The organism is Micromonospora sp. CNZ286 (assembly GCF_014207755.1).
Genome location: NZ_JACHIZ010000001.1, coordinates 4,367,243 through 4,389,659 on the forward strand (window position 1 = coordinate 4,367,243; position 22,417 = coordinate 4,389,659).

Annotated in this window: 23 protein-coding genes, 1 pseudogene and 1 riboswitch; of the genes and pseudogenes, 2 read left to right on the forward strand and 22 right to left on the reverse strand. The window is 73.5% G+C overall.

Features of this window, described 5'->3' with window-relative positions; all coding sequences use genetic code 11:
• The 16 genes and pseudogenes from pheS to rpe form a co-directional block, all read right to left on the reverse strand.
• Positions 1-1,062, reverse strand: coding sequence for a phenylalanine--tRNA ligase subunit alpha (gene pheS, locus FHX31_RS18955; protein WP_013474913.1), 1,062 nt, complete (start codon positions 1,060-1,062; stop codon positions 1-3).
• A 168-nt stretch (positions 1,063-1,230) separates the two neighbouring features.
• The gene (locus tag FHX31_RS18960) at positions 1,231-2,115 is read right to left on the reverse strand and encodes a TrmH family RNA methyltransferase (RefSeq protein ID WP_184976927.1); all 885 of its coding nucleotides are present in this window, start codon (positions 2,113-2,115) and stop codon (positions 1,231-1,233) included.
• Between the two features lie 32 nt (positions 2,116-2,147).
• Positions 2,148-2,540, reverse strand: a complete 393-nt coding sequence (gene rplT, locus FHX31_RS18965; protein WP_013285541.1) for a 50S ribosomal protein L20 — start codon at positions 2,538-2,540, stop codon at positions 2,148-2,150.
• A gap of 32 nt (positions 2,541-2,572) precedes the next feature.
• Positions 2,573-2,767: a 50S ribosomal protein L35 gene (gene rpmI, locus FHX31_RS18970; RefSeq protein WP_007075851.1), complete on the reverse strand. Its 195-nt coding sequence runs from the start codon at positions 2,765-2,767 to the stop codon at positions 2,573-2,575.
• Between the two features lie 20 nt (positions 2,768-2,787).
• Positions 2,788-3,435 (reverse strand): translation initiation factor IF-3, encoded by a 648-nt coding sequence (gene infC / locus FHX31_RS18975; protein ID WP_013285540.1) that lies wholly within the window; start codon positions 3,433-3,435, stop codon positions 2,788-2,790.
• Between the two features lie 325 nt (positions 3,436-3,760).
• The gene (locus FHX31_RS18980; RefSeq protein WP_030271068.1) at positions 3,761-4,234 is read right to left on the reverse strand and encodes a PH domain-containing protein; all 474 of its coding nucleotides are present in this window, start codon (positions 4,232-4,234) and stop codon (positions 3,761-3,763) included.
• A complete protein-coding gene (locus tag FHX31_RS18985) occupies positions 4,231-5,193 on the reverse strand; it encodes a DMT family transporter (protein ID WP_013474911.1) in 963 nt (320 codons plus the stop codon). Before FHX31_RS18985 ends, FHX31_RS18980 begins: the two co-directional genes overlap by 4 nt.
• Positions 5,190-6,035: an ATP phosphoribosyltransferase gene (gene hisG / locus FHX31_RS18990; RefSeq protein WP_013285537.1), complete on the reverse strand. Its 846-nt coding sequence runs from the start codon at positions 6,033-6,035 to the stop codon at positions 5,190-5,192. The genes FHX31_RS18985 and hisG overlap by 4 nt, the downstream gene beginning before the upstream one ends.
• A gap of 43 nt (positions 6,036-6,078) precedes the next feature.
• The gene (locus FHX31_RS18995; protein WP_013285536.1) at positions 6,079-6,342 is read right to left on the reverse strand and encodes a phosphoribosyl-ATP diphosphatase; all 264 of its coding nucleotides are present in this window, start codon (positions 6,340-6,342) and stop codon (positions 6,079-6,081) included.
• Between the two features lie 44 nt (positions 6,343-6,386).
• Positions 6,387-6,884 carry a 6,7-dimethyl-8-ribityllumazine synthase gene (gene ribH / locus FHX31_RS19000; protein ID WP_013474910.1) on the reverse strand — a complete coding sequence of 166 codons (498 nt, stop codon included), beginning with the start codon at positions 6,882-6,884 and terminating at the stop codon, positions 6,387-6,389.
• Positions 6,885-6,888: 4 nt separating this feature from the next.
• Positions 6,889-8,154 (reverse strand): bifunctional 3,4-dihydroxy-2-butanone-4-phosphate synthase/GTP cyclohydrolase II, encoded by a 1,266-nt coding sequence (locus FHX31_RS19005; RefSeq protein WP_184976928.1) that lies wholly within the window; start codon positions 8,152-8,154, stop codon positions 6,889-6,891.
• The gene (gene pnuC / locus FHX31_RS19010) at positions 8,151-8,846 is read right to left on the reverse strand and encodes a nicotinamide riboside transporter PnuC (protein WP_013285533.1); all 696 of its coding nucleotides are present in this window, start codon (positions 8,844-8,846) and stop codon (positions 8,151-8,153) included. The genes FHX31_RS19005 and pnuC overlap by 4 nt, the downstream gene beginning before the upstream one ends.
• Positions 8,836-9,457 (reverse strand): annotated as a pseudogene (locus FHX31_RS19015) (riboflavin synthase); the annotation flags it as partial. The gene pnuC and the pseudogene FHX31_RS19015, both read right to left, overlap by 11 nt.
• A gap of 1 nt (position 9,458) precedes the next feature.
• A complete protein-coding gene (gene ribD, locus FHX31_RS19020) occupies positions 9,459-10,520 on the reverse strand; it encodes a bifunctional diaminohydroxyphosphoribosylaminopyrimidine deaminase/5-amino-6-(5-phosphoribosylamino)uracil reductase RibD (protein ID WP_184976929.1) in 1,062 nt (353 codons plus the stop codon).
• A 170-nt stretch (positions 10,521-10,690) separates the two neighbouring features.
• A riboswitch (FMN riboswitch) is annotated at positions 10,691-10,863 on the reverse strand.
• Positions 10,864-10,936: 73 nt separating this feature from the next.
• Positions 10,937-11,893, reverse strand: coding sequence for a response regulator (locus FHX31_RS19025; protein WP_013285530.1), 957 nt, complete (start codon positions 11,891-11,893; stop codon positions 10,937-10,939).
• 1 nt (position 11,894) lies between these two features.
• On the reverse strand, positions 11,895-12,575 hold the full coding sequence (rpe, locus tag FHX31_RS19030; RefSeq protein WP_013285529.1) for a ribulose-phosphate 3-epimerase: 681 nt from the start codon (positions 12,573-12,575) through the stop codon (positions 11,895-11,897).
• A gap of 261 nt (positions 12,576-12,836) precedes the next feature.
• On the opposite strand from rpe, the gene FHX31_RS19035 reads away from it, so the two are divergent.
• Together FHX31_RS19035 and FHX31_RS19040 are read left to right on the forward strand one after the other, a co-directional pair.
• Positions 12,837-13,724: a septum formation family protein gene (locus tag FHX31_RS19035; protein ID WP_013285528.1), complete on the forward strand. Its 888-nt coding sequence runs from the start codon at positions 12,837-12,839 to the stop codon at positions 13,722-13,724.
• A gap of 77 nt (positions 13,725-13,801) precedes the next feature.
• Complete coding sequence (locus FHX31_RS19040; protein ID WP_013285527.1) at positions 13,802-14,692, forward strand: septum formation family protein; 891 nt, start codon at positions 13,802-13,804, stop codon at positions 14,690-14,692.
• 43 nt (positions 14,693-14,735) lie between these two features.
• Here the strand turns inward: FHX31_RS19040 and FHX31_RS19045 are convergent, their stop codons facing one another.
• The 6 genes from FHX31_RS19045 to FHX31_RS19070 all read right to left on the reverse strand — a co-directional run bounded on the left by FHX31_RS19045 (position 14,736) and on the right by FHX31_RS19070 (position 22,209).
• A complete protein-coding gene (locus FHX31_RS19045) occupies positions 14,736-16,484 on the reverse strand; it encodes a M28 family metallopeptidase (protein WP_013285526.1) in 1,749 nt (582 codons plus the stop codon).
• A gap of 236 nt (positions 16,485-16,720) precedes the next feature.
• Positions 16,721-18,340, reverse strand: coding sequence for an RsmB/NOP family class I SAM-dependent RNA methyltransferase (locus FHX31_RS19050; protein WP_114920017.1), 1,620 nt, complete (start codon positions 18,338-18,340; stop codon positions 16,721-16,723).
• Entirely contained in the window at positions 18,337-19,263 is a 927-nt protein-coding gene (gene fmt, locus FHX31_RS19055; RefSeq protein WP_047892442.1) for a methionyl-tRNA formyltransferase, read from the reverse strand. The genes FHX31_RS19050 and fmt overlap by 4 nt, the downstream gene beginning before the upstream one ends.
• A 5-nt stretch (positions 19,264-19,268) precedes the next feature.
• Positions 19,269-19,829, reverse strand: a complete 561-nt coding sequence (gene def, locus FHX31_RS19060) for a peptide deformylase (protein ID WP_013285523.1) — start codon at positions 19,827-19,829, stop codon at positions 19,269-19,271.
• Between the two features lie 42 nt (positions 19,830-19,871).
• Complete coding sequence (locus tag FHX31_RS19065) at positions 19,872-21,134, reverse strand: cytochrome P450 (protein WP_184976930.1); 1,263 nt, start codon at positions 21,132-21,134, stop codon at positions 19,872-19,874.
• A 94-nt stretch (positions 21,135-21,228) separates the two neighbouring features.
• Complete coding sequence (locus FHX31_RS19070; protein ID WP_013285521.1) at positions 21,229-22,209, reverse strand: AAA family ATPase; 981 nt, start codon at positions 22,207-22,209, stop codon at positions 21,229-21,231.
• Positions 22,210-22,417: the final 208 nt, after the last annotated feature.

Sequence of the window (22,417 nt, forward strand, 5' to 3'; positions counted from 1 at the left end):
TCAGGCGCCGAACGCGCGGGTGAACCGCACGTCGCCCTCGGCCATGTCCCGCATGTCACTGACGCCGTGCCGGACCATCACGGTCCGGTCGATGCCCATGCCGAACGCGAATCCGGAGTAGACCTCCGGGTCGATGCCGCAGGCACGCAGCACCCGCGGGTTGACCATGCCGCAGCCGCCCCACTCGACCCACTGCGGACCGTCCCGGTGCTCCGGGAACCAGACGTCGAACTCCGCCGACGGCTCGGTGAACGGGAAGTAGTGCGGCCGCCAGCGTGTCTTCGCACCCTCGCCGAACATGGCCCGGGCGAAGTGGTCGAGCGTGCCGCGCAGGTGCGCCATGGTGATGCCCTTGTCCACCACGAGGCCTTCGACCTGGTGGAACACCGGCGCGTGGGTGGCGTCCAGCTCGTCGGTGCGGTAGACGCGGCCGGGCACGACCACGTAGATCGGCGGCTTGCGGCTGAGCATGGTGCGCGCCTGCACCGGCGACGTGTGGGTGCGGAGAACAAGGCCCGAGCCTTCGGGTGCGATGTGGAACGTGTCCATCAGGCCGCGCGCCGGGTGGTCGGCCGGGATGTTCAGCGCGTCGAAGTTGGTCCACTCCAGCTCGACCTCGGGGCCCTCGGCCACCTCGTACCCCATGCCGATGAACAGGTCGCTGATCTGCTCCATCAGCACGCTCAGCGGGTGGCGGGCTCCGCGCGGCCGGCGGTCGTACGGCAGGGTCACGTCGACCCGCTCCTCGACCAGTACCCGCGCGGCCCGTTCCCGGTCCAGGATCTCCTGCCGGGCGGCGTACGCGGACTCGATGGCCCGGCGGGCCTCGTTGACCCGCTTGCCGGCGTCGGCCTTCGCGGCCGGCGGCAGCGCGCCGATCTCCCGGCGGGCCAGCGACACCGGGGACCGGTCACCGAGGTGCGCGGGGCGCAGCGCGGTGAGCGCGTCCGGGTCGGCGGCCTCGGCGAACGCCTTCTCGGCGTCTGCCACGGCCCCGGCCAGGGCGTCCGGGTCGAGCAGGGCGACCTGCTTCGGGTCGTACGGATCGTTGCGGTAGCTCATGGTGAACGGGCACTCCCTCACGGCGGCGCCGACCCTCGCGGGTGGCTAGGCGAGTCTACGGACGCGCGGCTTCGCCGCAGCCCGCCGGTGGGGAGTCGTGCAGGGGGAAGGGTCAGGCCCGCCGCCCGCCGACACCGGCGGGCTGGCTAAACGAACGCCGTGGCGCGTTCATGACGAGGCGGACTCCCCTGCTGTCTCTCGCGTGCCCCGGGGGACACGCAGTGCTCTGGCGGAAGAATACAGGCAGACGGCCGCCGCCGCAGCCAGGTTCAGGCTCTCCGCGCGCCCGTGCAGCGGCACCCGGACCCGGGCGTCGGCGGCGCCGGTCAGCTCGTCGGGCAGGCCGTGCGCCTCCGAGCCGAACAGCCACGCGGTGGGGGCGGCCAGCCGGCCCGCGTCGGCGAGGTCGTCCAGGTCGCTGTCGCCGTACCCGGTGGTGGCCAGGATCTCCAGGCCGGCGGCCCGCAGCGCCTCGACGGCGGCGAGCGGGTCGGCGGCGCGCACCACGTCGACGTGGAAGAGGCTGCCGGCGGAGGCCCGCACGCACTTGCCGTTGTAGGGGTCGACCGCCTCGCCGGCGAAGATCACAGCGCCCGCGCCCGCCGCGTCGGCGGTACGCAGCACGGTGCCGGCGTTGCCCGGGTCACGGATCCCGGCGAGCACCGCGACCAGGCGCGGCCCGCGCGCCACTGCCTGCTCCAGGGGTACGTCGAGGTGCCGGCACACCGCCACCAGGCCCTGCGGCGCGACGGTCTCGGTGAGCGCCGCGAGCGCGTCGTCGGTCACCTCGGAGACGGGCACGTCGGCGCGGGCGGCGGCGGCCGCGAGGTCGGCGTACCGGTCGAGCGCCGCCGGGGTGCCGAACAGCTCGACCACGGTGCCGGTGCGGGCGAGCGCCTCCCGGACCGCCTGCGGCCCCTCGGCCAGGAACCGGCCGGCCTGGTCGCGGTCGCGCCGGCGCTGCAACCGGCGGGCGGCAACGACCCTCGGGGTACGCGGGGTGAACGGTCCGGGAACGGCGTCGAGGCGCCTCCCCTGCGACTGTGACTGCATGGGAGACGCCTCGATCTGCCGTACGGGGTGGGTCAGGCGGCCTGAGCCGCGGCGCCACCGGTGCCCTCGGCCGCCACGGCGGCGCGGGCCAGCTCGACGATCGCCGCGAACGCGGCGGCGTCGTTGACGGCCATGTCGGCCAGGATCTTCCGGTCGACCTCGATGCCGGCCAGGCGCAGGCCCTGGATCAGGCGGTTGTAGGTCAGGCCGTTGGCCCGGGCGCCGGCGTTGATCCGCTGGATCCAGAGCTGCCGGAAGTCGCCCTTGCGGTCGCGACGGTCCCGGTAGGAGTACTGCATCGAGTGCAGCACCTGCTCCTTGGCCTTGCGGTACAGCCGGGAGCGCTGACCGCGGTAACCGCTCGCGGTCTCCAGCAGGGTACGACGCTTCTTCTGGGCGTTCACAGCCCGCTTGACGCGTGCCATCTCAACTCCTTCTTCGGTTCAGGTGGCTCGCGTCAGCGGCCGAGCAGCTTCTTGATGCGCTTGGTGTCGGCCTTGGCCAGCTCGACGGTGCCGGTCAGCCGACGGGTCTGGGTGCTGGGCTTCTTCTCCAGGTTGTGGCGAAGGCCGGCCTGCTGGGCAACGATCTTGCCCTTGCCGGTCACCTTGACCCGCTTGCCCATACCCGTGTGGCTCTTCATCTTCGGCATTGGAACGTCTTCTCCCCCTGTTACTGGCCGCTGGTCTCAGCGGTCGTGCCGGTCTCACCGGCTGCTGCGGTCTCGCCGGCCGCCGGGGTCTCGCCGGCCGGAGCGGCCGGTTCCTCCGCTGCCCGGTCGCGCGGTCCACCGCGGGACGCCGTGGCGGCGACCGCGGAGGCCTTGACGGCCCGGTGCGGAGCGAGAACCATGATCATGTTTCGGCCGTCCTGCTTCGGCGCGGCCTCGACGTATCCAAGGTCCGTGATCTCGGACTCGAGCCGGCGCAGGAGCCGGTAGCCCAGCTCCGGGCGGCTCTGCTCCCGACCGCGGAACATGATCGTCACCTTGACCTTGTCGCCGGCCTTGAGGAACCGCACCACGTGACCCTTCTTGGTCTCGTAGTCGTGCGGGTCGATCTTCGGCCGGAGCTTCATCTCCTTGATGACGGTCTGCTGCTGGTTACGCCGCGCTTCGCGCGCCTTCAGTGCGCTCTCGTACTTGAACTTGCCGAAGTCCATGAGCTTGCACACCGGCGGGCGCGCCATCGGCGCAACCTCGACCAGGTCCAGGTCGACGTCCGCGGCCAGCTGCAGGGCGCGCTCAAGCGGGACGATGCCCACCTGCTCACCCTCAGGGCCGACCAGTCGGACCTCACGTGCCCGGATCTGCTCGTTCACGCGTGGTTCGACGCTGATGGGGCCTCCTCGAGTCGAGTCTCCTACGGTGCCGACTCCGTGGGCTCCCGGGTGGGAGCCGACCCGGAAAGCAGAAGGCCCCGGCGTATGCCAGGGCCCACTCGACCGGTCGGCACGATCACAGGATCGCGCATCCGGCGTCGGGACGTGCCCGAAACCGGGGACCGGACCCGGCCACCGTGGCGGCGACTCGGGTGGGAGCGGGCGCTCCGCTTCTCGACCGCCCGCGCGTCAGGGACGGGGGCAGTCTGGTCGACTCCGCAACACTACACCCTCGGCCCAGGCCCGCCCAAACCGGGCTCGCTGGTCAGCGGGGTGCCGACTGGCCGGCGGACAGCGCCGCCAGGTGCGCCTGGTGCAGGCGGCGCAACGCGCGGACCGCCTCGACCGCGCTCTCCTTGTCGGCGGCCTGCAAGGCGACCATCGGCAGCAGGTCGTCGTCGTGCAGCTCCAGGCTGGCCCACGGGGCGCCCCTGTCGAACCGGACACCGCGGACGACCTCCCACGGCAGCTCGTACGAGCTGAACACGTTGCGCACCCGGACGCCCCTGGCGTCGGCGATCACGCGAGGGCGGGTGAACAGCAGGAAGCCGAGCGCGCCGAAGACACCCAGGCCGATCATGGCGAACTGGTCGCCGCGCTGGAACGTGCCGTATCCGTTGCCGGTGGCGCCGGTCAGCGACGTCGCGACGAGGCTGAACACCACGATCAGCGTGACGGCCGACACCCAGCAGACGACCCGGACGCGGCGGGGTCGCACGGTCACCACGGAATCGCTCACCCGACCAGTCTGCCATCCGGTTCGGGCGCGCCTTCGGCCGCCACACGGTCCGGGCCACGCCGGCGCAGGCTGGTGACCACCACGGCGAGCAGCGTGAGCAGGGCGCCGGCCAGCACCGGCAGCCGGACACCGGGGCCGCCGGGCAGCACCAGGTCCAGCAGCAGCGCGCCGCCGAGCTGCCCGGCCACCAGCGCCAGGCCGGTACGCAGCACCCCGGCGGCGCGTACCCCGACCAGCAGCGAGAGCACGATGCCGACGCCGAGCAGGCCGCCGACGTAGAGCCACCACTGGGCAGGCCAGCGGGGCTGGCTCGCGAGCGCTCCGGTCAGCGCCGCGACCGCGCCGATCAGCACTGTGCTGACCGCGAAGTTGACAGCGAGGCCGGCGGCCGGGCCGACCGAGGCGGCGACCCGGCCGTTGAGCGCGGACTGCCCCGCCACCGCCAGCCCGCCCAGGACGCAGAGCAGCACCAGCCCGACCGCGAGGTCACCGACCGGGCGGCCGAGCTGGGCGAGGGCCACCGCGCCGACGCCGAGCACCGCGCCGCCGACCCGGGGCACTGTGAGCGGCATCCGTCCGGTCGCGGCCAGCCCGGCCCGGTCCACCGCGAGACCGCCGAGGCTGCCGCCTGCCACCTGGGCGATCGTGAACACCGCCACCCCCAGCACCGGCACCACCACCGGGGCGACCAGCACGATCACCGCGCCGCCCACCCCGCCGAGGTACGCCCACCACGGCAGCCCGGAGCGGCGCAGCCCGGCCAGCCCGGCGCGCATCGACGGCAGCGCCACGATCCCGGCCAGCACCAGCAGGCAGCCGCCGAGGTTGTTGACGACCGCGCCGAGGACCGGGGCACCGGTCCGCTCCCCCATCTCGGCGTTGACCGCGCCCTGGGCGGCCGAGGCCACGCCGCCGGCCACGACCACCGCGAGCGCGGCCGGGAGCGGCAGCGGTCTCACAGCCGGCAGGCGTGGATGTTGGTGACGAGGATCGCGCGGGCGCCCAGCTCGTACAGCTCGTCCATGATCCGGTGCACGTCGTCGCGGAGCACCATCGCCTGCACCGCGACCCAGCCCTCCCGGTGCAGCGGCGAGACGGTGGGCGACTCGATGCCGGGGGTCAGCGAGCTGGCCCGGTCGAGCAGGCCGGCCGGCACGTCGTAGGCGAGCATCACGTACCGGCGGGCGACGAGCACGCCGTGCAGCCGGCGCTGCAACTGCTCCTGCTGCGCGCCGCCGGGAGCACCGGCGCGGCGGACCAGCACCGCCGAGGAGCGCAGCAGCGGCTCACCGAATACCACCAGGCCGGCCTGGCGCAGCGTCGCGCCGGTCTCCACCACGTCGGCGACCACGTCGGCCACGCCGAGGCGGATGGCGTTCTCCACCGCGCCGTCCAGACGGATCACGTCGGCCTTGACGCCCAGCTCGGCCAGGTGCCGCTCGACCAGACCCGGGTACGCGGTGGCGATGCGGTGCCCGCCGAGCTGCTGGACGGAGGCGACGTCGTCGGGACGGGCGGCGAACCGGAACGTGGCCCGCCCGAAGTTGAGGTCGACGATCTCCTCGGCCGGCGCGCCGGAGTCGATCAGCAGGTCGCGGCCGGTGATGCCGACGTCCAGGTCACCGGAGCCGACGTAGGTGGCGATGTCCTTGGGGCGCAGGTAGAAGAACTCGATGTCGTTGGCCTCGTCCCGGCAGACGAGGTCCTTCGGGTCGGTGCGCTGGCGGTAGCCCGCCTCGCGCAGCATCCCGGCGGCCGACTCGGCCAGGGCGCCCTTGTTGGGTACTGCGACACGCAGCATGGGAGTGCTCCTTCGTTCGATCGGATGATCAGCGGACGGGCACTCAGAGATGTCGGTAGACGTCCTTCAGTTCCAGGCCGGTAGCGAGCATCAGCACCTGCGCCTGGTAGAGCAGCTGGGAGATCTCCTCGGCGGCCCGCTCCGGGCCCTCGTGCTCGGCGGCCATCCACGACTCGGCCGCCTCCTCGACGACCTTCTTGCCGATGAAGTGCACGCCCTTGGCGAGCGCCTCGACGGTGCCCGAGCCCGGGGTGCCGGCGGCGGCCTTGGCCTGCAGCTCGGCGAACAACTCCTCGAACGTCTTCACGGAAGGCGATTCTTCCAGCCGCTCCTGGTGACGGGCCGGGTGGGTCAGGCGAAGCCGACCCGCTGGGCGGACTGGGCGTCGAGGGCGCGGACGGCCAGGGCGGCGTCCAGCGCGGCCACGGTCGCCGACCAGCCCTTGTCCTCGGCCGAGCCGGGCAGCCCGGCCCGGTCGCGGGCCTGCTCGACGGTGTCCACCGTGAGGACCCCGTGCGCCACCGGCTTGCCCTCGTCCAGCGCCACCCGGGTCAGCCCCTCGGTGACCGACTTGCAGACGTAGTCGAAGTGCGCCGTCGCGCCGCGTACCACCACGCCGAGCGCGACGACCACGTCGAAGCGGCGGGCCATCGCCTGGGCCACCACCGGCAGCTCCACCGAGCCGGCCACCCGGGCCACCACGGCGCGCGCCCCGCACGCCTGCGCGGCGGCCACCGCACGCTCGGTCATGTGGTCGGTCAGGTCGCCGTGCCACCGGGCGGCCACCACGCCCACAGTCATCCCGGCGGCGTCCACCGCGGTCACGCCCGGCTCACCGAAACCCGCCATCGCCCTACGCTCCGATCTCGTCACCGGCGACCGGGCGGCCCATCGGCGCCTCGGTCACCTCGTCCAGTCCGTCCAGCAGGTGGCCCATCCGGTCCCGCTTCGTGCGCAGGTAGCGCACATTCTCCGGGTTGGAGCGCACCGGCAGCCCCTCCCGGCCGGTCACGGTGAGGCCGTACCCCTCCAGCCCGGCCCGCTTGGCCGGGTTGTTGGTCAGCAGCCGCATCGACCGGACGCCCAGGTCGTAGAGGATCTGCGCACCGGTGCCGTAGTCGCGGGCGTCGGCCGGCAGGCCCAGGTCGAGGTTCGCGTCCACGGTGTCGCGGCCCTGGTCCTGGAGCTGGTACGCCTGGAGCTTGTGCAGCAGGCCGATGCCCCGGCCCTCGTGCCCGCGCACGTAGAGGACCACGCCGCGGCCCTCCTGCGCGACCCGGGCCAGCGCGGCCTGCAACTGCGGCCCGCAGTCGCAGCGCAGCGAGCCGAACACGTCGCCGGTGAGGCACTCGGAGTGCACCCGCACCAGCACGTCCCGCCCGTCGCCGAGGTCGCCCATGACCAGCGCGACGTGCTCGGCCGGGTCGTGCTCGGCGCGGTAGCCGAGCGCCTTGAACACGCCGTACAGGGTGGGCATCCGGGCCTCGGCGGCCAGCTCGACCTGCTTCTCGGTACGCCGCCGGTGTGCGATCAGGTCCGCGATGGTGACGAGCGTCAGCCCGTGCTCGGCGCAGAACTTCTCCAGGTCCGGCAGGCGCATCATGGTGCCGTCGTCGTTCACCAGCTCGCAGAGCACCCCGGCCGGGCGCAGCCCGGCCATCCGGGTCAGGTCCACCGCCGCCTCGGTGTGCCCGGGACGGCGCAGCACCCCGCCGGCGCGGGCGCGCAGCGGCACCACGTGGCCGGGCCGGGCCAGGTCGGTCGGGCCGGTGGCGGCGTCGGCGAGCAGCCGGATGGTGTGCGACCGGTCGGCGGCCGAGATGCCGGTGCTGACGCCCTCCCGGGCGTCCACAGTCACCGTGTACGCGGTGCCGCGCCGGTCCTGGTTGGTGTGGTGCATCGGCGGCAGGTCGAGCCGGTCGCACTCGTCCTCGGTCAGCGGCACGCAGATGTAGCCGGAGGTGTACCGGACCATGAACGCGACCAGCTCCGGGGTGGCCAGCTCGGCCGCGAAGATCAGGTCGCCCTCGTTCTCGCGGTCCTCGTCGTCGACCACGACCACCGGACGCCCGGCGGCGATGTCCGCCACCGCCTGCTCGATCGAACCGAACGTGCTCATGCCACGGCCTCCGAGTACGTCGCCGGGATCGGGGCGGGCGCGGTCGCGACGGCCCGGGAGGTGCGCCACCAGCTGTACAGGCCTGCGGCGCAGAACGCGCCGTAGACCAGGTACATGGCGGCCGACGGGTAGAAGCCACCGCGCAGCAGCAGCGGTACGCCGACCGCGTCGACGGCGATCCAGATCAGCCAGAACTCGACCCAGCCGCGGGCCATGCCGTACGTGGCGAGCAGGCTGCCGACCAGGATCCAGGCGTCCGGCAGCGGCCCCCACGAGCCGAGCGCGGCGAGCACCGGGTACGCGGCGGCGGTGCCGACGGCGGCGGCCACGAGCAGGCCGAGCCGCTCCGGCCAGGTGGCCCAGCGCGGCACCACGGCCGGCTCCTCCCCGCCACCGGCACGCCGGTTGCGCGACCAGCGCCACCAGCCGTACACGCTGACGGCGAAGAAGAAGACCTGCCGGCCGGCCTGGCCGTAGAGGTCGTGCGCCTGCGGGGTGACGAAGACACCGCCGAGGAACACGGTGAACAGCAGCGCGTTGCCGATCATGCCGACCGGCCAGGCCCAGACCACGCGGCGCAGCCCGAGCAGCGCCGAGCCGAGCCCGAAGACGTTGCCGACGATCTCCCGGACCAGCACCGGCGAGCCGGCCACGTGCACCTGGGCGTCGAGCAGCCAGCCGAGCGGGCCCATCACCGGGCACCCCCCGCGCCGCGGTCGCCGAGCAGCCGCTCGACGTACTTGGCCAGCACGTCGACCTCCAGGTTGACCGGGTCGCCGATCCGCTTCGTGCCGAGCACGGTGAGTTTCAGCGTGGTGGGGATCAGCCCGACCGAGAACCAGTCGTCGCCCGCCTCGGCGACGGTGAGCGACACGCCGTCGACGGTGATCGAGCCCTTCTCCACCACGTACCGGGCGAGCCCGGCGGGCAGCCGGAACCGCACGGTCTCCCACTGCGCGGCGGGCTCCCGGGCGACGATCTCGCCGACGCCGTCGACGTGGCCCTGCACCAGGTGCCCGCCGAGACGGCTGTTCAGCGCGGCGGCTCGTTCCAGGTTGACCGGGTCGCCGGGGCGCAGCGCGCCGAGCGCGGTACGGCGCAGCGTCTCTCCCATCACGTCGGCGGTGAACACGCCGCCGTCGACGTCGACCACTGTGAGGCAGACGCCGTTGACGGCGATCGAGTCGCCGTGCCGGGCGTCCGAGGTGACGAGCGGGCCGCGGATGGCGACCAGCGCGGAGTCGTCGCCGGTCTCGGTGCTCCGGACGATCTCGCCCAGTTCCTCGACGATGCCGGTGAACATGTCAGCTCTCCCTCTTCCGGGGCAGCGCGGTGATCCGCAGGTCGGGACCGACCCGCGTAACGTCGGTGATCTCCAGATCGATGGCGTCGGCGATGGTGCTCACGCCCGCGTCGAGCAGCGCGGTCGGGCCGGCGCCGAGCAGCTTCGGCGCGACGTACCCGACGATCCTGTCGACCAGGCCGGCGGCGAGGAACGCGCCGGCCAGCGTCGGCCCGCCCTCCAGCAGCGCGGCCCGCACGCCCCGGTGGTGCAGCTCCGCGAGCAGCGCCGGCAGGTCGACCCGGCCGTCCGGCCCGGCGCCGACCTCCGCGGCGGTGGCGATCCACGTGCGGGCGGCGCCGTCGCGGACCCGGGCGTCGGCCGGGGTACGCCCCGAGCTGTCCACCACCACCCGCAGCGGCTGCCGGATGGCCATGGTGCCGTCGCGCAGGTTGCGGGCGGTCAGCCGGGGGTCGTCGGTGAGCACGGTGCCCACCCCGGCGAGCACCGCGTCGACGGTGCCGCGCAGCGCGTGCACGTCGATCCGGGCCGCCTCGGAGGTGATCCACATGCTGGTGCCGTCGGACGCGGCGGAACGCCCGTCGAGCGTGGCCGCGTACTTCCAGATCACGTACGGCCAGCCGCGGCGCATCGAGGTGAGCCAGGCGACGTTGCCGGCCTCGGCCTCCTGCGCGCGTACCCCCAAAGCGACCTGGACCCCGGCGGCGCGCAGCGTGGCGGCGCCGCCGGAGGCGACCGGGTTGGGGTCGGGCACGGCGATCACCACGCGCGACACCCCGGCGGCGATGAGCGCGTGGCTGCACGGGCCGGTGCGGCCGGTGTGGTCGCAGGGTTCCAGGGTGACCACCGCGGTGCCGCCGCGGGCCCGCGTGCCGGCCTGGGCCAGCGCGACGATCTCCGCGTGCGGGCCGCCGGCGTACGCGTGGAAGCCCTCGCCGACGACCTCGCCGTCGGTGTCGAGCAGCACGCAGCCGACCACCGGGTTGGGGCTCGTGGCGCCGAGGCCCCGCGCGGCCAGTTCGATGGCACGACGCATCGCCTCGTCGACGGAGACGCTCGCCATGGCCGCCTGTCCTCCCGCTCGCCGGTCGCGCGCGGGCGGGGTTCGGGAGGAACGGCCACGAAAGCCGCGGACACGCGGCGGCGGAGAACCCGGGGACGGCGACGCCGACCCCGGGGAGCCCACGCGGCGGCTGAGGGTGCTCAGCGGCCGGCAGAGGCCTCCCCCGTTCCGCGCGCTGTCTCCCATCCGGACTTTCTGGGGGCGGACGAGCCGCACCCCAACCGTCGGCCCCGGATTCTCACCAGGTCCACCGTCCGGCCGAAGCCGTCCGGGTCGCGGGCTTACCACGGTCGGACCGTGGATCACCGCCGGTTCGGAATTTCACCGAGCCCCGCCAGCGCGTGGTGGGTATAGGGGAAGTCTTACACGTTCCGCCCGGGCGCGCGCCACAGAGGCGAGCTACCTCACAGGACCGGTCAGGTGACGCCGCGCCGGCGGTCCACCGCCACGTACGAGCCGGGCTGGCTCTTGGCCACCGTCTTCATCTCCGAGGCCACCGCGATCGCCTCCAGCGGGTCGGTGAACCGCTTGCCGGAATCGGACAGCGACACGCCGATGGAGAGCGTGACGAGCGCGGCGCGGCGGATGTTGCCGCGCCGGTCCTTCAGCTCGACGAAGCCGCGTTCCCGGTCGGTGGCGTCGTAGAGCGCGTCGGCGGCCTTCTCGAAGTCGACGACGGCCCGGCTGGTCAGCGGCCGGACCTGGCTGGGCGCGCAGACGATGACGAAGTCGTCGCCGCCGACGTGGCCGAGGAACGCCGGCGGCAGCCCGATCGACACCACCGCCCGGTGCAGGCTGCGGGCCAGCGCCGAGATGAACTCGTCGCCGCGCACGAAGCCGTACCGGTCGTTGACGCTCTTGAACCGGTCGATGTCGATGTAGCCGACGGCGTAGTCGACGCCGTTGCGTACCCGGTCGCTGATCTCCCGCCGGATCCGGCTGTTGCCGGGCAGCCCGGTCAGCGGCGAGACCTCCCGGAACTCCTTGTTGCGCCGCAGCGTGGAGTTGACCCGGGCCACCAGTTCCAGCGTGTCGAACGGCTTGACCAGGTAGTCGTCCGCGCCGACGCTGAGCCCGTTGACCTTGTCCTGGGTCATCCCCTTGGCGGTCAGCATGATCACCGGCAGGGCCGAGGTCATCGGGTCGGCGCGCAGCCGCCGGGTCAGCTCCAGCCCGTCGATGCGCGGCATCATCAGGTCGACGACTGCGAGGTCGGGCCGCTGCCGTTCGATGACCTCCAGCGCCTCCTGGCCGTCGGCGGCGTGCAGCACCTCGAAGCCGTGCAGGCGCAGGTTGAACTCGACGAAGCGGGCGATGTCCTCGTCGTCGTCGACGACGAGGATCACGTCGGGTCGCTCGCCGGCCGGGTCCATCTCAGGCCCCGGTCATCGCGCGTTCCGCCAGGCCCCGCAGGCGGCGTACCGCCTCCGCGGGATCGTCGGCGCCGTAGACGGCGGTGCCCGCGACGAACGCGTCGGCGCCAGCCGCGGCGGCCTGCTCGATGGTGTCCGCGGCGATGCCGCCGTCGACCTCGATGCGCAGCTCCAGGTGCCCGCTGTCGACGTGCCGGCGGGCCGCGCGCACCTTGTCCAGCAGTTGCGGCAGGAAACGCTGACCGCCGAAGCCGGCCTTGATCGTCATGATCAGCAGCGTGTCGAAGCTCGGCAGCAGTTCGAGGTACGGCTCGATCGGGGTGTCCCGGTCGATCGCCAGCCCGGCCTTCGCCCCGGCCGAGCGCAGGTCCTTGGCCAGCGCCACCGGGTCGTCGCACGCCTCGGCGTGGAACGTGACGTTGTACGCCCCGGCGTCGGCGTACCCGGGCGCCCAGCGGCGCGGGTCGGTGATCATCAGGTGCACGTCGAACGGGATCCCGGTGACGGCGCGCAGGCTCTGCACCACCGGCAGCCCGATGGTCAGGTTGGGTACGAAGTGGTTGTCCATGACGTCGACGTGCAGCCAGTCGGCGGCGGGCTCCACGGCACGGACCTCGTCGGCGAGGCGGGCGAAATCGGCGGCCAGGATGCTGGGCGCGACGATCGGCGGCGGTACGGTCACGGGGCCAGTGTACGAACGCGGTGATCCGGAGGTAGCGGCACGGCTCCCGGAGCGACCAGCGGTGATCCTTCCGTCACCCGTGGTGCACCATCCGGCCGTCCGGAGAAAAAATCGGCACGAATAGTCGCCGGTGACTGGCCGATCGATTGAAAGATGACGAAACTCCTACAGGGACGGTCACGTATGCTGCACGCCCGGGCGCGGGGGACGCCGGTCGGGCCTATGACGACCGGCTGTCATCTCTCCCGGAAGGGGCGGACGATGCGACGGTGGCTCCACGTGCTCGCGCTGGCCGGCGCCGCGACTGCGGTGCTCGCGGGTTGCGCTCAGGTGCATCGGGCCGACGGCGACCTGATCGACGACTGGGCGGCGCTGCCGGTGCCGCAGCTGTTCGTCCCGGCGACCGAGGCGTGCCTGCCCCGGCTGAGCACAGTGGTGGCGGCCGCCACGTACGAGACGGTGAACTGCGCGGGCAGCCACCTGGCCGAGACCGTGCACGTCGGCCGGTTCAGCGGGCCGGCGGCGCAGGGCGTACGCCCCGAACCGGGCTCACCGGCGCTGCGGACCGCGCGCGCCGAGTGCGACCAGCGGGCCCGGGAGATGATCGGCGGGGACTGGCGCGCCGCCCGGCTCACGTTGAACATCGCGCTGCCCACCGTCACCGCCTGGACGTCCGGCGCCCGCTGGTTCCGCTGCGACCTGGCCGAGACCGACAGCATCGACAACACCCGCCCGGTCAACCGGGTCGGCAGCCTGCGGGGCGCGCTGGTCGGCGACAACCCGCTGGTGCACAGGTGCTTCGACCCGAAGCTGATCGGCCAGAACCTCAACTACATGGCCCCGGTGCTGTGCACCGAACCGCACCGGGCGGAGTTCGTCGGCGTGTACGAGGAACGCGACATGAGCTGGGCGGAGTTCACCCGGGGCGCGCCCGCCACGCACCGGCGGTGCATGACGCTCATCGCCGCGTTCGCCGAGGTGCCGGACAACGCCGAGCTGCCGTACCGGGCCGGGTCCATCTTCTACCCGCCGTCGCAGCGGGAGTGGGAGGAGGGCGACCGGGGCGTGCGCTGTTTCCTGTGGAGTGACGACCGCAAGCTGAACCGCTCGGTGCGCGGCGCCGGACCCGAGGGACTCCCGGTCACCTGAGCGGCTGCCGTATGCTGCACCGCCGAGGCGTACCGGTCGACCGGGCGGCGCCGGATGCGCGGGGGAGGTCGGTCGGGATGCGGCGATGGCGGGTGGCGGTCACAGTGGGCGCGGCGCTGGCGCTGGCGCTCGGCGGCTGTGCCGCGCCGGCCGGAGTGGACCGGGACCTGGTCGACGACTGGCCCGCGTTCGCCGCGCCGGTCGGTTTCGTGCCGCAGAGCGGGGCCTGTCATCCCACTGTCGCCGACGTCGGCTACCTCAGCGGCTACCAGCCGGTCGACTGCGCCACCCCGCACCGCACCGAGACGCTGCACGTGGGCACGATGACCGGCGCGGAGGCGGAGCGTTCCGCACCGCCGCGGACCGGCTCGGCCGGCGTGCGCGCCGCGCACGCCGACTGCGCCCGGCAGGTCACCCGGGCCGTCGGCGGGGACTGGCGCGGCGGGCGGCTACGCCTGGCGGTGGTCTTCCCCTCGGCGCTCGCGTGGTCCGGCGGGGCCCGCTGGTACCGCTGCGACGTCGCCGAGATCACCGATCTGGACGAGGGTGCCGTGGCCCAGCGCACCGGCAGTCTGCGGGGTGCGTTGAAGCCCGGCTCGAAGCTCGCGCTCGGCTGCTTCAACCCGAAGCTGAGCAAGGACGAGGTGCAGTCGATGCGGCCGGTGGCCTGCACCAGCAAGCACCACGCCGAGTTCGTCGGCGTCTACCAGGCGCCGGACATCAGCTACGCCGAGTTCGAACGCACGCCGCTGCGCACGCACAAGGCCTGCCGCGGCCTGATCGCCAAGTACGCCGGGCTGCCGAACGACGGCAACATGCAGTACCGGGCCGGCACCATCATCTACCACCCGTTCGAGGAGCAGTGGCGCGACGGTGACCGGGGCGTGCAGTGCTTCCTGTGGGTCTCCGAACGTTCGCTGACCCGGTCGGTCAAGGGCGCGGGCGCGAAGGCGCTGCCGATCACGTGAGACCCGGGCGGGGCGGGCCGGCGCCCACCCCGCCCGGGACCGCTCAGCCGACCTGCAGCGTCACGTCGTCCACGACGAAGCTGGTCTGCAACGAGGAGTCCTCGACCCCGGTCCACTTCAGCGTGACCGTCTGACCGGCGTACGCGGCCAGGTTGAAGGTGCGCTGGGTGTAGCCGGTGGCCTTGTTCAGGTTCGAGTACGTGGCCAGCGTCGTCGAACCGACCTGCACTGTGAGCTTGTCGTACGCGGTCGAGGTGGTCGTCTCGGCCGAGTCGATGTGCAGCCAGAACGAGAACGTGTAGCTGCTGCACCCGGACGGCAGCGTGACCGACTGGGACAGCGTGTCGGTACGCGAGGAGCCGTACCCGTTCATCCACGCCTTGTACGACCCGGTGCGGGCCGCCTGGCTGGAGCTGTTGGTGATCACGCCGGAGCTGGCCGTCCACGGCGTGGTGCCGGACTCGAAGCTGCTGTTGCCGATGAGCTGGCCGCCGGTGCAGCCGCCGCTGCCGCCGGTCACGGTGATCGTGTAGCTGGCGGTGCGGGTGGCCGAGCCGGTGCCGGTCACGGTGAGCGTGAACGTGCCGGTGGTGGCCGTCGACGAGGCGGTGACGGTCATGGTGGCCGAGCCGCCCGAGGTGACCGAGGACGGGCTGAAGCTCACCGAGACGCCGCTCGGAGCGCCGCTGGCGGACAGCGCCACGGTCTGCGCGCTGCCGGCGGTGGTGGCGGTGCTGACCGTGGCGGTGGTGGAGCCGCCCCGGGCGACGCTGCCGGAGGTGGGGCTCACCGAGACGGAGAAGTCGTTGGACGGCGTGCCGCCGCCGACGGCGAGCTGCCAGATCGCGTACGCCACACCGTCAGCGGCCCGGTTGAGGATGGTCGTGTTGATGTTGCTGGTGTTGTCGCAGGAGCGGTGGTAGCACCCGTCGTACGCCGCACCGGCGGTGCCGCCCCACTTGCTGGCCTGCGCCGAGCTCTTGGTGTAGCTGGCGCCCGCCGCGTAGCCGGAGGTCTGGATGCCGGCGTTGGCGAACGAGTAGTCGTCCGAGCGGCCCTGGCCCTCGGTGTTCTCCTCCGGCGAGATGCCGAACGAGTCCCAGTACGCCTTCAGCGGCGCGGCGGTGGCCGAGGTGATCCGGTTGATGAAGTAGCCGCCGTTGGGCGAGCCCACCATGTCGAAGTTGTAGTAGCCCTTGATGTAGCCCCGCTGGGTGGAGCTGAGCTGGTTGACGTAGTGCTTGGAGCCCTGGAGGCCCTGCTCCTCGCCGTTCCACCAGGCGAACCGGACCCGCTTGGTCATGGTCGGGTTCTGCGCGGCCAGCACCAGCGCGTTCTCCAGCAGCACCGACGAGCCGGAGGCGTTGTCGTTGATGCCGGGGCCCGCGGAGACGCCGTCCAGGTGGGCGCCGAACATGACGACCTGGTCGGAGGGGCCCTGCGGCCACTCGGCGATCAGGTTGTTGCCGGGGTAGGTGCAGGTGGAGCAGTTCTGCTCGGTGACCGTGTAGCCGGCGGCCTGCAGCTTGCCCTTGACGTAGTTGACCGACGCCGTGTAACCGGCCGAGCCGGAGCGCCGGTTGCCGCCGTTGCTGGTGGCGATGGAGTTGAACTGGGTGAGGTGGGCCTGGATGTTGCTCAGGGAGACGTCCGGCGCGGCGAGGGCGGCGACGGCCGGGGCGGGGGCGGCGGCCGGAGCGGGCGCGGCGGAGGCGGTGCCGGCCAGGCTCGCCGTCGTCAGGGTGGCGACGAGGGCGAGCGCGAGGCTCGTGGTCGGCGTTCTGCGTCTCATGGAGACTCCTCGTGGGGGTTCGGCGGGCGGGGGTGCCGGGACCGGTGGTCGAAACAGTTACATGCATCGATCAAACAGTCAACGGGCTGTCACATCCCACCGGCCCCCTCTCCCCACCGGGATGCCGCACACGCTCCATCCCTCCCCATTTCTCCGCATGACGATCAAGGAGTTCGTGTCCGGGCACGGCGGCCCAGGCGACACGAACTCCTTGATCGACTGCGAGGAGAGGTGGGTCAGACCCGGCGGAGGACCGCCAGGAACATGGCGTCGGTGCCGTGGCGGTGCGGCCAGAGCTGCACAGTGGGGCCGTCACCCAGGCCCGGCATGCCGGCCGGCAGCAACGGCCGCGCGTCGACGAAGTCGACGTCGAAGCCGCACCGCCGGGCCGCCTCGGTCACCGTCACGTGCGTCTCCACCACGTGCGGCGAACACGTCACGTACGCGACCAGGCCGCCCGGCCGGGCCGCCCGCAGCCCGGCGGTGAGCAGTTCCCGCTGCAACCGGGTCAGCGGCGGCAGGTCCGACGGCTGGCGGCGCCACCGCGACTCCGGGCGACGGCGCAGCGCGCCCAGCCCGGTGCACGGCGCGTCCACGAGCACCCGGTCGAAGTGCTCCTCCGGCAGCTTCGGGTCGCTGCCCACTGTGCGCCCGTCCGTGTGCACCACAGTCACCGGCAGCCCGCGGGTGGCCTGGGCGACCAGCCGGGCCCGGTGCTCGGCCACCTCGACAGCTGTCAGCCGGGCACCACGGGTCGCGGCGAGCGCGCCGAGCAGGCCCGACTTGCCGCCCGGACCGGCGCACAGGTCCAGCCACCGGCCGTCCGGGCCGTCCAGCGGTGCCGCCACCAGCGCGTCCGCCACCAACTGGGAACCCTCGTCCTGCACGTGCGCGCGGCCGTCGGTCACCGCCGGCAGGTCACCCGGCGCGCCGCCGGGCAGGTAGACCGCGTACGGCGAGAACGCGCCGGGCGCGCCGCCCACCTCGTCGGCGAGCGCCACCGGATCGGCCAGACCCGGCCGGGCGCACAGGTGCACCGGCGGGCGCTCGTTGTCCTCGATGAGCAGCCGGGTCGTCTCGCCCATGTCGCCGCCGAGTGCCTCGGCGAACGACCGCACGATCCACTGCGGATGGCTGTACGCGAGCGCGAGGTGCCCGATCGGGTCGGTCTCCGGCGCCGGGGCGAGCTTCGCCACCCAGGCGTCGGCGTCCCGGCTGGTGATCTCCCGCAGCACCGCGTTGGCGAACCCGGTGGCGCCCGGCCCCACCGACCGGACCAGGTCCACGGTGGAGGACACCGCGGCGTGCGCGGGCACCCGGGTGTGCAGGATCTGGTACGCCCCGAGCCGCAGCGCGTCGCGCACCGGCGGGTCGATGCGCTGCACGTCCCGCCCGGCCGCGTCGGTGACGATCGCGTCGAGCGTGCCGGTGTGCCGCAGCGTGCCGTAGGTCAGCTCGGTGGCGAACGCGGCGTCCCGGCCGGTCAGCCCGGCCTCGCGCAGCATCGCCGGGAGCACCAGGTTGGCGTACGCGTCGTCGCGGTGCACCGCCGCGATCGCCTCGTACGCGATCTGCCGGGGCAGGTCGACTGCCGGACGGGCCGGACGCCCGCCCCGCCGGTCCCCACCGACCCGGTCCCCGCCTCGCCGGTCGCCGCGCTCACGGTCACCGCCGAACCGGTCGCCGGCACGCCGGTCCGCGGCGGGCCGGTCGGAGCGCTGCCGGGCGCCACGCTCACGGTCGCCGAAACGGTCGTCACCCCGGCGCTCGAAGGCGGGCCGGTCGCCGTGCTCACGCGCGTACCCCCCGGGACGCTCGCCCTCGACGGGCCGGTCCGGGCGCTGCGGCCCCGTCACGCGAACACCTCGCCGGCGGTGACCCGGGCGCCGCGCGCCCAGTCTCCGGCGGGCATGGCCTTCTTGCCTGCGGCGCGCACCTCGCCGAGGCGCACCGGCGTGGTGGCGGTGCCGACGAGCACGCCGGACTTCTCCACGTGCAGCTCCCCCGGCTTCAGCTCCGGGCCGTCGGGCAGCGGGGTGACCGGGCCGAGCTTGACCCGGTCGTCGCGGAACGTGGTCCACGGGCCGGGCGCGGGCGTGCAGGCGCGGATGCGCCGGTCCACCGCGAACGCGGGGTCGCCCCAGCGGACGCGGGCGTCCTCCACTGTGAGCTTCGGGGCGAGTGAGACCCCGTCGGCCGGCTGCGGCACGGCCCGGGCGGTGCCGGCGCCGATCGCGTCGAGGACCGCGACCAGCAGCCCGGCGCCGGAGTGCGCGAGCCGTTCCAGCAGGTCACCGGAGGTGTCGGCGGGACGGATCTCGTCGGTGACGGTGCCGTACACCGGGCCGGTGTCCAGCCCTTCCTCCAGCTCGAAGACGCTGGCCCCGGTCAGCTCGTCGCCGTGCAGCACGGCGTGCTGCACCGGCGCGGCGCCGCGCCAGGCGGGCAGCAGGGAGAAGTGCAGGTTGATCCAGCCGTGCCGGGGGATCTCCAGCGCCACCGGCGGCACCAGCGCGCCGTAGGCGACCACCGGTACGCAGTCCGGCGCCAGCTCGCGCAGCCGGTCGAGGAACTCCGGCTCACGCGGACGGGCCGGGGTGAGCACCTCGACGCCGTGCGCGTCGGCCCACGCGCCGACCGGCGAGCGGACCAGTCCCCGGCCCCGCCCGGCCGGGGCGTCGGGGCGGGTGACCACGGCGAGCAGCTCGTGCCCGGAGGCGGCGATCGCGTCCAGGGCCGGTACGGCGACAGCCGGCGTGCCGGCGAAGACCAGGCGCATCCGGGTCACCGCCCCAGGCCGAACGGGTTGCCGGCGGCGTGCGGGCTGAGCTTGACCGTCGGCGGCGCGGCCTGGTCGTACCACTCGGCCTGGCGGATCGCCTTCATGGCCTCCTTGCGGCCGGCCGCGTCGAGCCGGTCGACGAAGAGCACCCCGTCGAGGTGGTCGGTCTCGTGCTGCACGCAGCGGGCCATCAGGCCGGTGCCGACGATCTGCAACGGGTCGCCGTAGCCGTTGAAGCCCTTGGCGATCACGTTCTGCCGGCGTTTGGTGTCGAAGTAGAGCCCGGGGATGGACAGGCAGCCCTCCGGGCCGTCCTGTTCCTCGGAGTCGGGGAACTCCAGCACCGGGTTGACCAGGTGGCCGAGGACGTCGTCGACGTCGAAGGTGAACACCCGCAGGCCCACCCCGAGCTGCGGCGCGGCCAGGCCGGCGCCGCTCTGCTCGCGCATCGTGTCGGTCAGATCGGCGATCAGCTTGCGCAGCTCGGCGTCGAAGTCGACGACCGGGTCGGCCGGCGTGCGCAGCACCGGATCGCCGAACAGACGGATGGGCTGGACGGTCACTCGGCGTGGCTCCTTGTCTGGGTCGAACGATGCGCGTCCAGTCTACGGAGTCGGCCCGGCCGCCCCGGGTGGCGTACCGGGAACGGTGACCGGGGCCGCCTTCCGCCCCACGCTCACCGGCAGCGTGGCGTGACCACGCAGGGTGAGCCGGACCCGCCGCTCGGGCCGGCCCGCCACTGCCAGCCCGGGCAGCCGGCGCAGCAGCAGCGGGAACGCCACCTGCGCCTCCAGCCGGGCCAGCGCCGCGCCGAGGCAGTAGTGCGGCCCGGCGCCGAATGAGAGCGGCGCGATCTGCGCCCGCCACGGGTCGAAGCGGGCCGGATCGGGATAGCGGCGGGGATCACGGTTGGCCGCGCCGAGCAGCACGATGACCCAGCTCTCCGGCGGCAGGTCGACGTCGCCGTACCGGGACGGCGCGGTGCTCATCCGCGAGGTGAGCTGCACCGGTGAGTCGTAGCGCAGCAGCTCGTCGACGTACGCGGGCGCGAGGTCGGGCCGCTCGCGCAGCGCCGCCGCGGCGCGCGGATGGTCCAGCAGCGCCACCAGGCCGTTGCCGAGCAGGTTGGTGGTGGTCTCGAAGCCGGCCACCAGCAGCACGATCAGGTTGGCCAGCAGCTCGTCGCCGGAGAGCCGGTCGCCACCGTCGTGCGCCTGGACCAGCGCGGTGGTGAGGTCGTCGGCCGGGGCCCGGCGGCGGGCCGCCACCAGCTCGGTGAAGTAGTCCCGCAGCTCGGTCGCGCCCCGGTCGGCCACCGCCAGCTCGTCGGCTGTGATCTCCGGTTCGAGCACGCCGGTCAGGTCGGTGGCCCAGCGCCGGAACAGCGGCCGGTCCGCCGCCGGCACGCCGAGCAGCGCGCAGATCACGCCGACCGGCAGGGGGTACGCGAACGCGGCCATGAAGTCGACCGGCTCGTCGGCGGCGAGCATCGCGTCGACCAGCTCGTCGGCCTGCGCCCGCACCACGTCGCGCATCGCGGCGATCCGGCGCGGGGTGAACGCGCCGGCGGCCAGCCGCCGCATCCGGCTGTGGTCGGGCGGGTTGGTGCGCAGCATCGACCGGGAGATCGACAGCACGGCCGGGCTCTCCCGCCAGCCGGGCATGAACTGGTCGCGCAGCGCGTCGTCCATCACCCCGAACCGGGCGTCGCGCAGGATCGCGTCGGCCTCGGCGTAGCCGGTGACCACGTAGAAGACCGGCCCGGCCTGGACCACCGGGCCGTGCGCGCGCAGCCGCTCGTACGTCGGATAGGGGTCGAGACGACCCTCGGGGGACATCAGCAGCGCGAGCGCGTCGGTCGGATCCACGATTCCGCCTCCCCAGGCATCGGAGGCCTTCATCATGCTCCGGCCCGCCGGATCGGGTGAACCCGTGACGGCGAGGTGGCGGTGTCCCCGGCGGTCAGGCGCCGGCACCCGGCTCCCCGGCGAGCACCGGGCCGCCGCCGAGCAGCGCGTGCTCCGGCAGCGGCAGCGTGATGCCGTGCGCGTCCTCCCAGTCGTGGATGAGCCCCGGGCGGGCCTGCGCGGTGAAGAAGTCGACGGCGCTGATCCCGCCGACCACCGGCTCGTCCACCTCGGCGACCAGCCGGGCCGGGACCATCGGCAGGCCGGCGCGCACCGCCGCGCTGAGCCGCCGGTGGCCGTCGACGACGAAGAAGTACTCGCCGGTGTAGCCGATGCTCAGCGGCTCCGGCTCCTCGTCGCGTCCGGCCGCCTCGGCGGCGGCGTCGGAGTCCCAGAGGCCGCGCAGCGTCGACACGTCCTCGGTGGGGTACACCCGGTTCGGGTCGAGCAGCAGCAGCGGCCGGCCGGCGCGCAGCACGTCCGCGCCGAGTCGGCCCTCGTAGACGTCGATGACGTGCTGGATGACCTGCTCCGGGTTGGCCCGGGTGGTGTCGCAGACCAGGTCGTAGTTGCGCAGGCGGGCCTTGTCGACGCCGTACCGGACGATGAACCGGCCGCGCTCGCTCTCGCTGCGCTCGCGCAGCTTGGCCCGCGCCTCCTCCAGCGAGGTGTAGCTCTCGGCCGGGCCGGACGGGCGGGCCAGCACCCGCCGGGCCGCCTCGGTCGGCTCGGTGATCATGTGCACCTTGAGCGCGTCGGTGAAGAAGTGCCAGGCCAGGCGGGAGTCCATGACCAGGGACTCGCCGGAGGCGGCGATGTCGCGCTGGAGCTGGTCGACGTACCCGTCGACGGCCTGGTCCAGCTCGGCGTGCAGGTTGAGCTGGAGGGCGGTCATCTGCCGCTCCTGGGCCATCTGGCGGTAGAGGTCGCCGACGCTGACCCGGCGCAGCCCGAGCCGCTTGGCGATCTCGACCGAGACGGTGCTCTTGCCACTGCCGAGGTCACCGTTGAAGACGATCGACTGACGAACGGTCACGACTGGTCCACCCCTGCTCACCGGCTGACTGACGACATCGAATCCGTGTCGGCCCGACGTGCTCTGGCACCCGCCGCGCCGCGTCCCGCGCGGGAAAACCGCACGGCTGGGCATGACGGGCGATGCTATCACCGCCCGCTACTCGATTGCCGGACCAGGTGTGCGGCAAACCCCAGGTCACGACCGTGCGCGAGGGTCCGCGTGCGCA

Excerpts from the sequence above, each read along its gene's own strand:
- FHX31_RS18960 (WP_184976927.1), bottom strand. The coding sequence starts at position 2,115 with ATGCAGTCACAGTCGCAGGGGAGGCGCCTCGACGCCGTTCCCGGACCG.
- hisG (WP_013285537.1), bottom strand. The coding sequence starts at position 6,035 with ATGCTGCGTGTCGCAGTACCCAACAAGGGCGCCCTGGCCGAGTCGGCC.
- FHX31_RS19005 (WP_184976928.1), bottom strand. The coding sequence starts at position 8,154 with ATGAGCACGTTCGGTTCGATCGAGCAGGCGGTGGCGGACATCGCCGCC.
- rplT (WP_013285541.1), bottom strand. The coding sequence starts at position 2,540 with ATGGCACGCGTCAAGCGGGCTGTGAACGCCCAGAAGAAGCGTCGTACC.
- pnuC (WP_013285533.1), bottom strand. The coding sequence starts at position 8,846 with ATGGGCCCGCTCGGCTGGCTGCTCGACGCCCAGGTGCACGTGGCCGGC.
- FHX31_RS19045 (WP_013285526.1), bottom strand. The coding sequence starts at position 16,484 with ATGAGACGCAGAACGCCGACCACGAGCCTCGCGCTCGCCCTCGTCGCC.
- rpmI (WP_007075851.1), bottom strand. The coding sequence starts at position 2,767 with ATGCCGAAGATGAAGAGCCACACGGGTATGGGCAAGCGGGTCAAGGTG.
- FHX31_RS19035 (WP_013285528.1), top strand. The coding sequence starts at position 12,837 with ATGCGACGGTGGCTCCACGTGCTCGCGCTGGCCGGCGCCGCGACTGCG.
- ribD (WP_184976929.1), bottom strand. The coding sequence starts at position 10,520 with ATGGCGAGCGTCTCCGTCGACGAGGCGATGCGTCGTGCCATCGAACTG.
- fmt (WP_047892442.1), bottom strand. The coding sequence starts at position 19,263 with ATGCGCCTGGTCTTCGCCGGCACGCCGGCTGTCGCCGTACCGGCCCTG.
- FHX31_RS19025 (WP_013285530.1), bottom strand. The coding sequence starts at position 11,893 with ATGGACCCGGCCGGCGAGCGACCCGACGTGATCCTCGTCGTCGACGAC.
- ribH (WP_013474910.1), bottom strand. The coding sequence starts at position 6,884 with ATGGCGGGTTTCGGTGAGCCGGGCGTGACCGCGGTGGACGCCGCCGGG.
- pheS (WP_013474913.1), bottom strand. The coding sequence starts at position 1,062 with ATGAGCTACCGCAACGATCCGTACGACCCGAAGCAGGTCGCCCTGCTC.
- FHX31_RS19040 (WP_013285527.1), top strand. The coding sequence starts at position 13,802 with ATGCGGCGATGGCGGGTGGCGGTCACAGTGGGCGCGGCGCTGGCGCTG.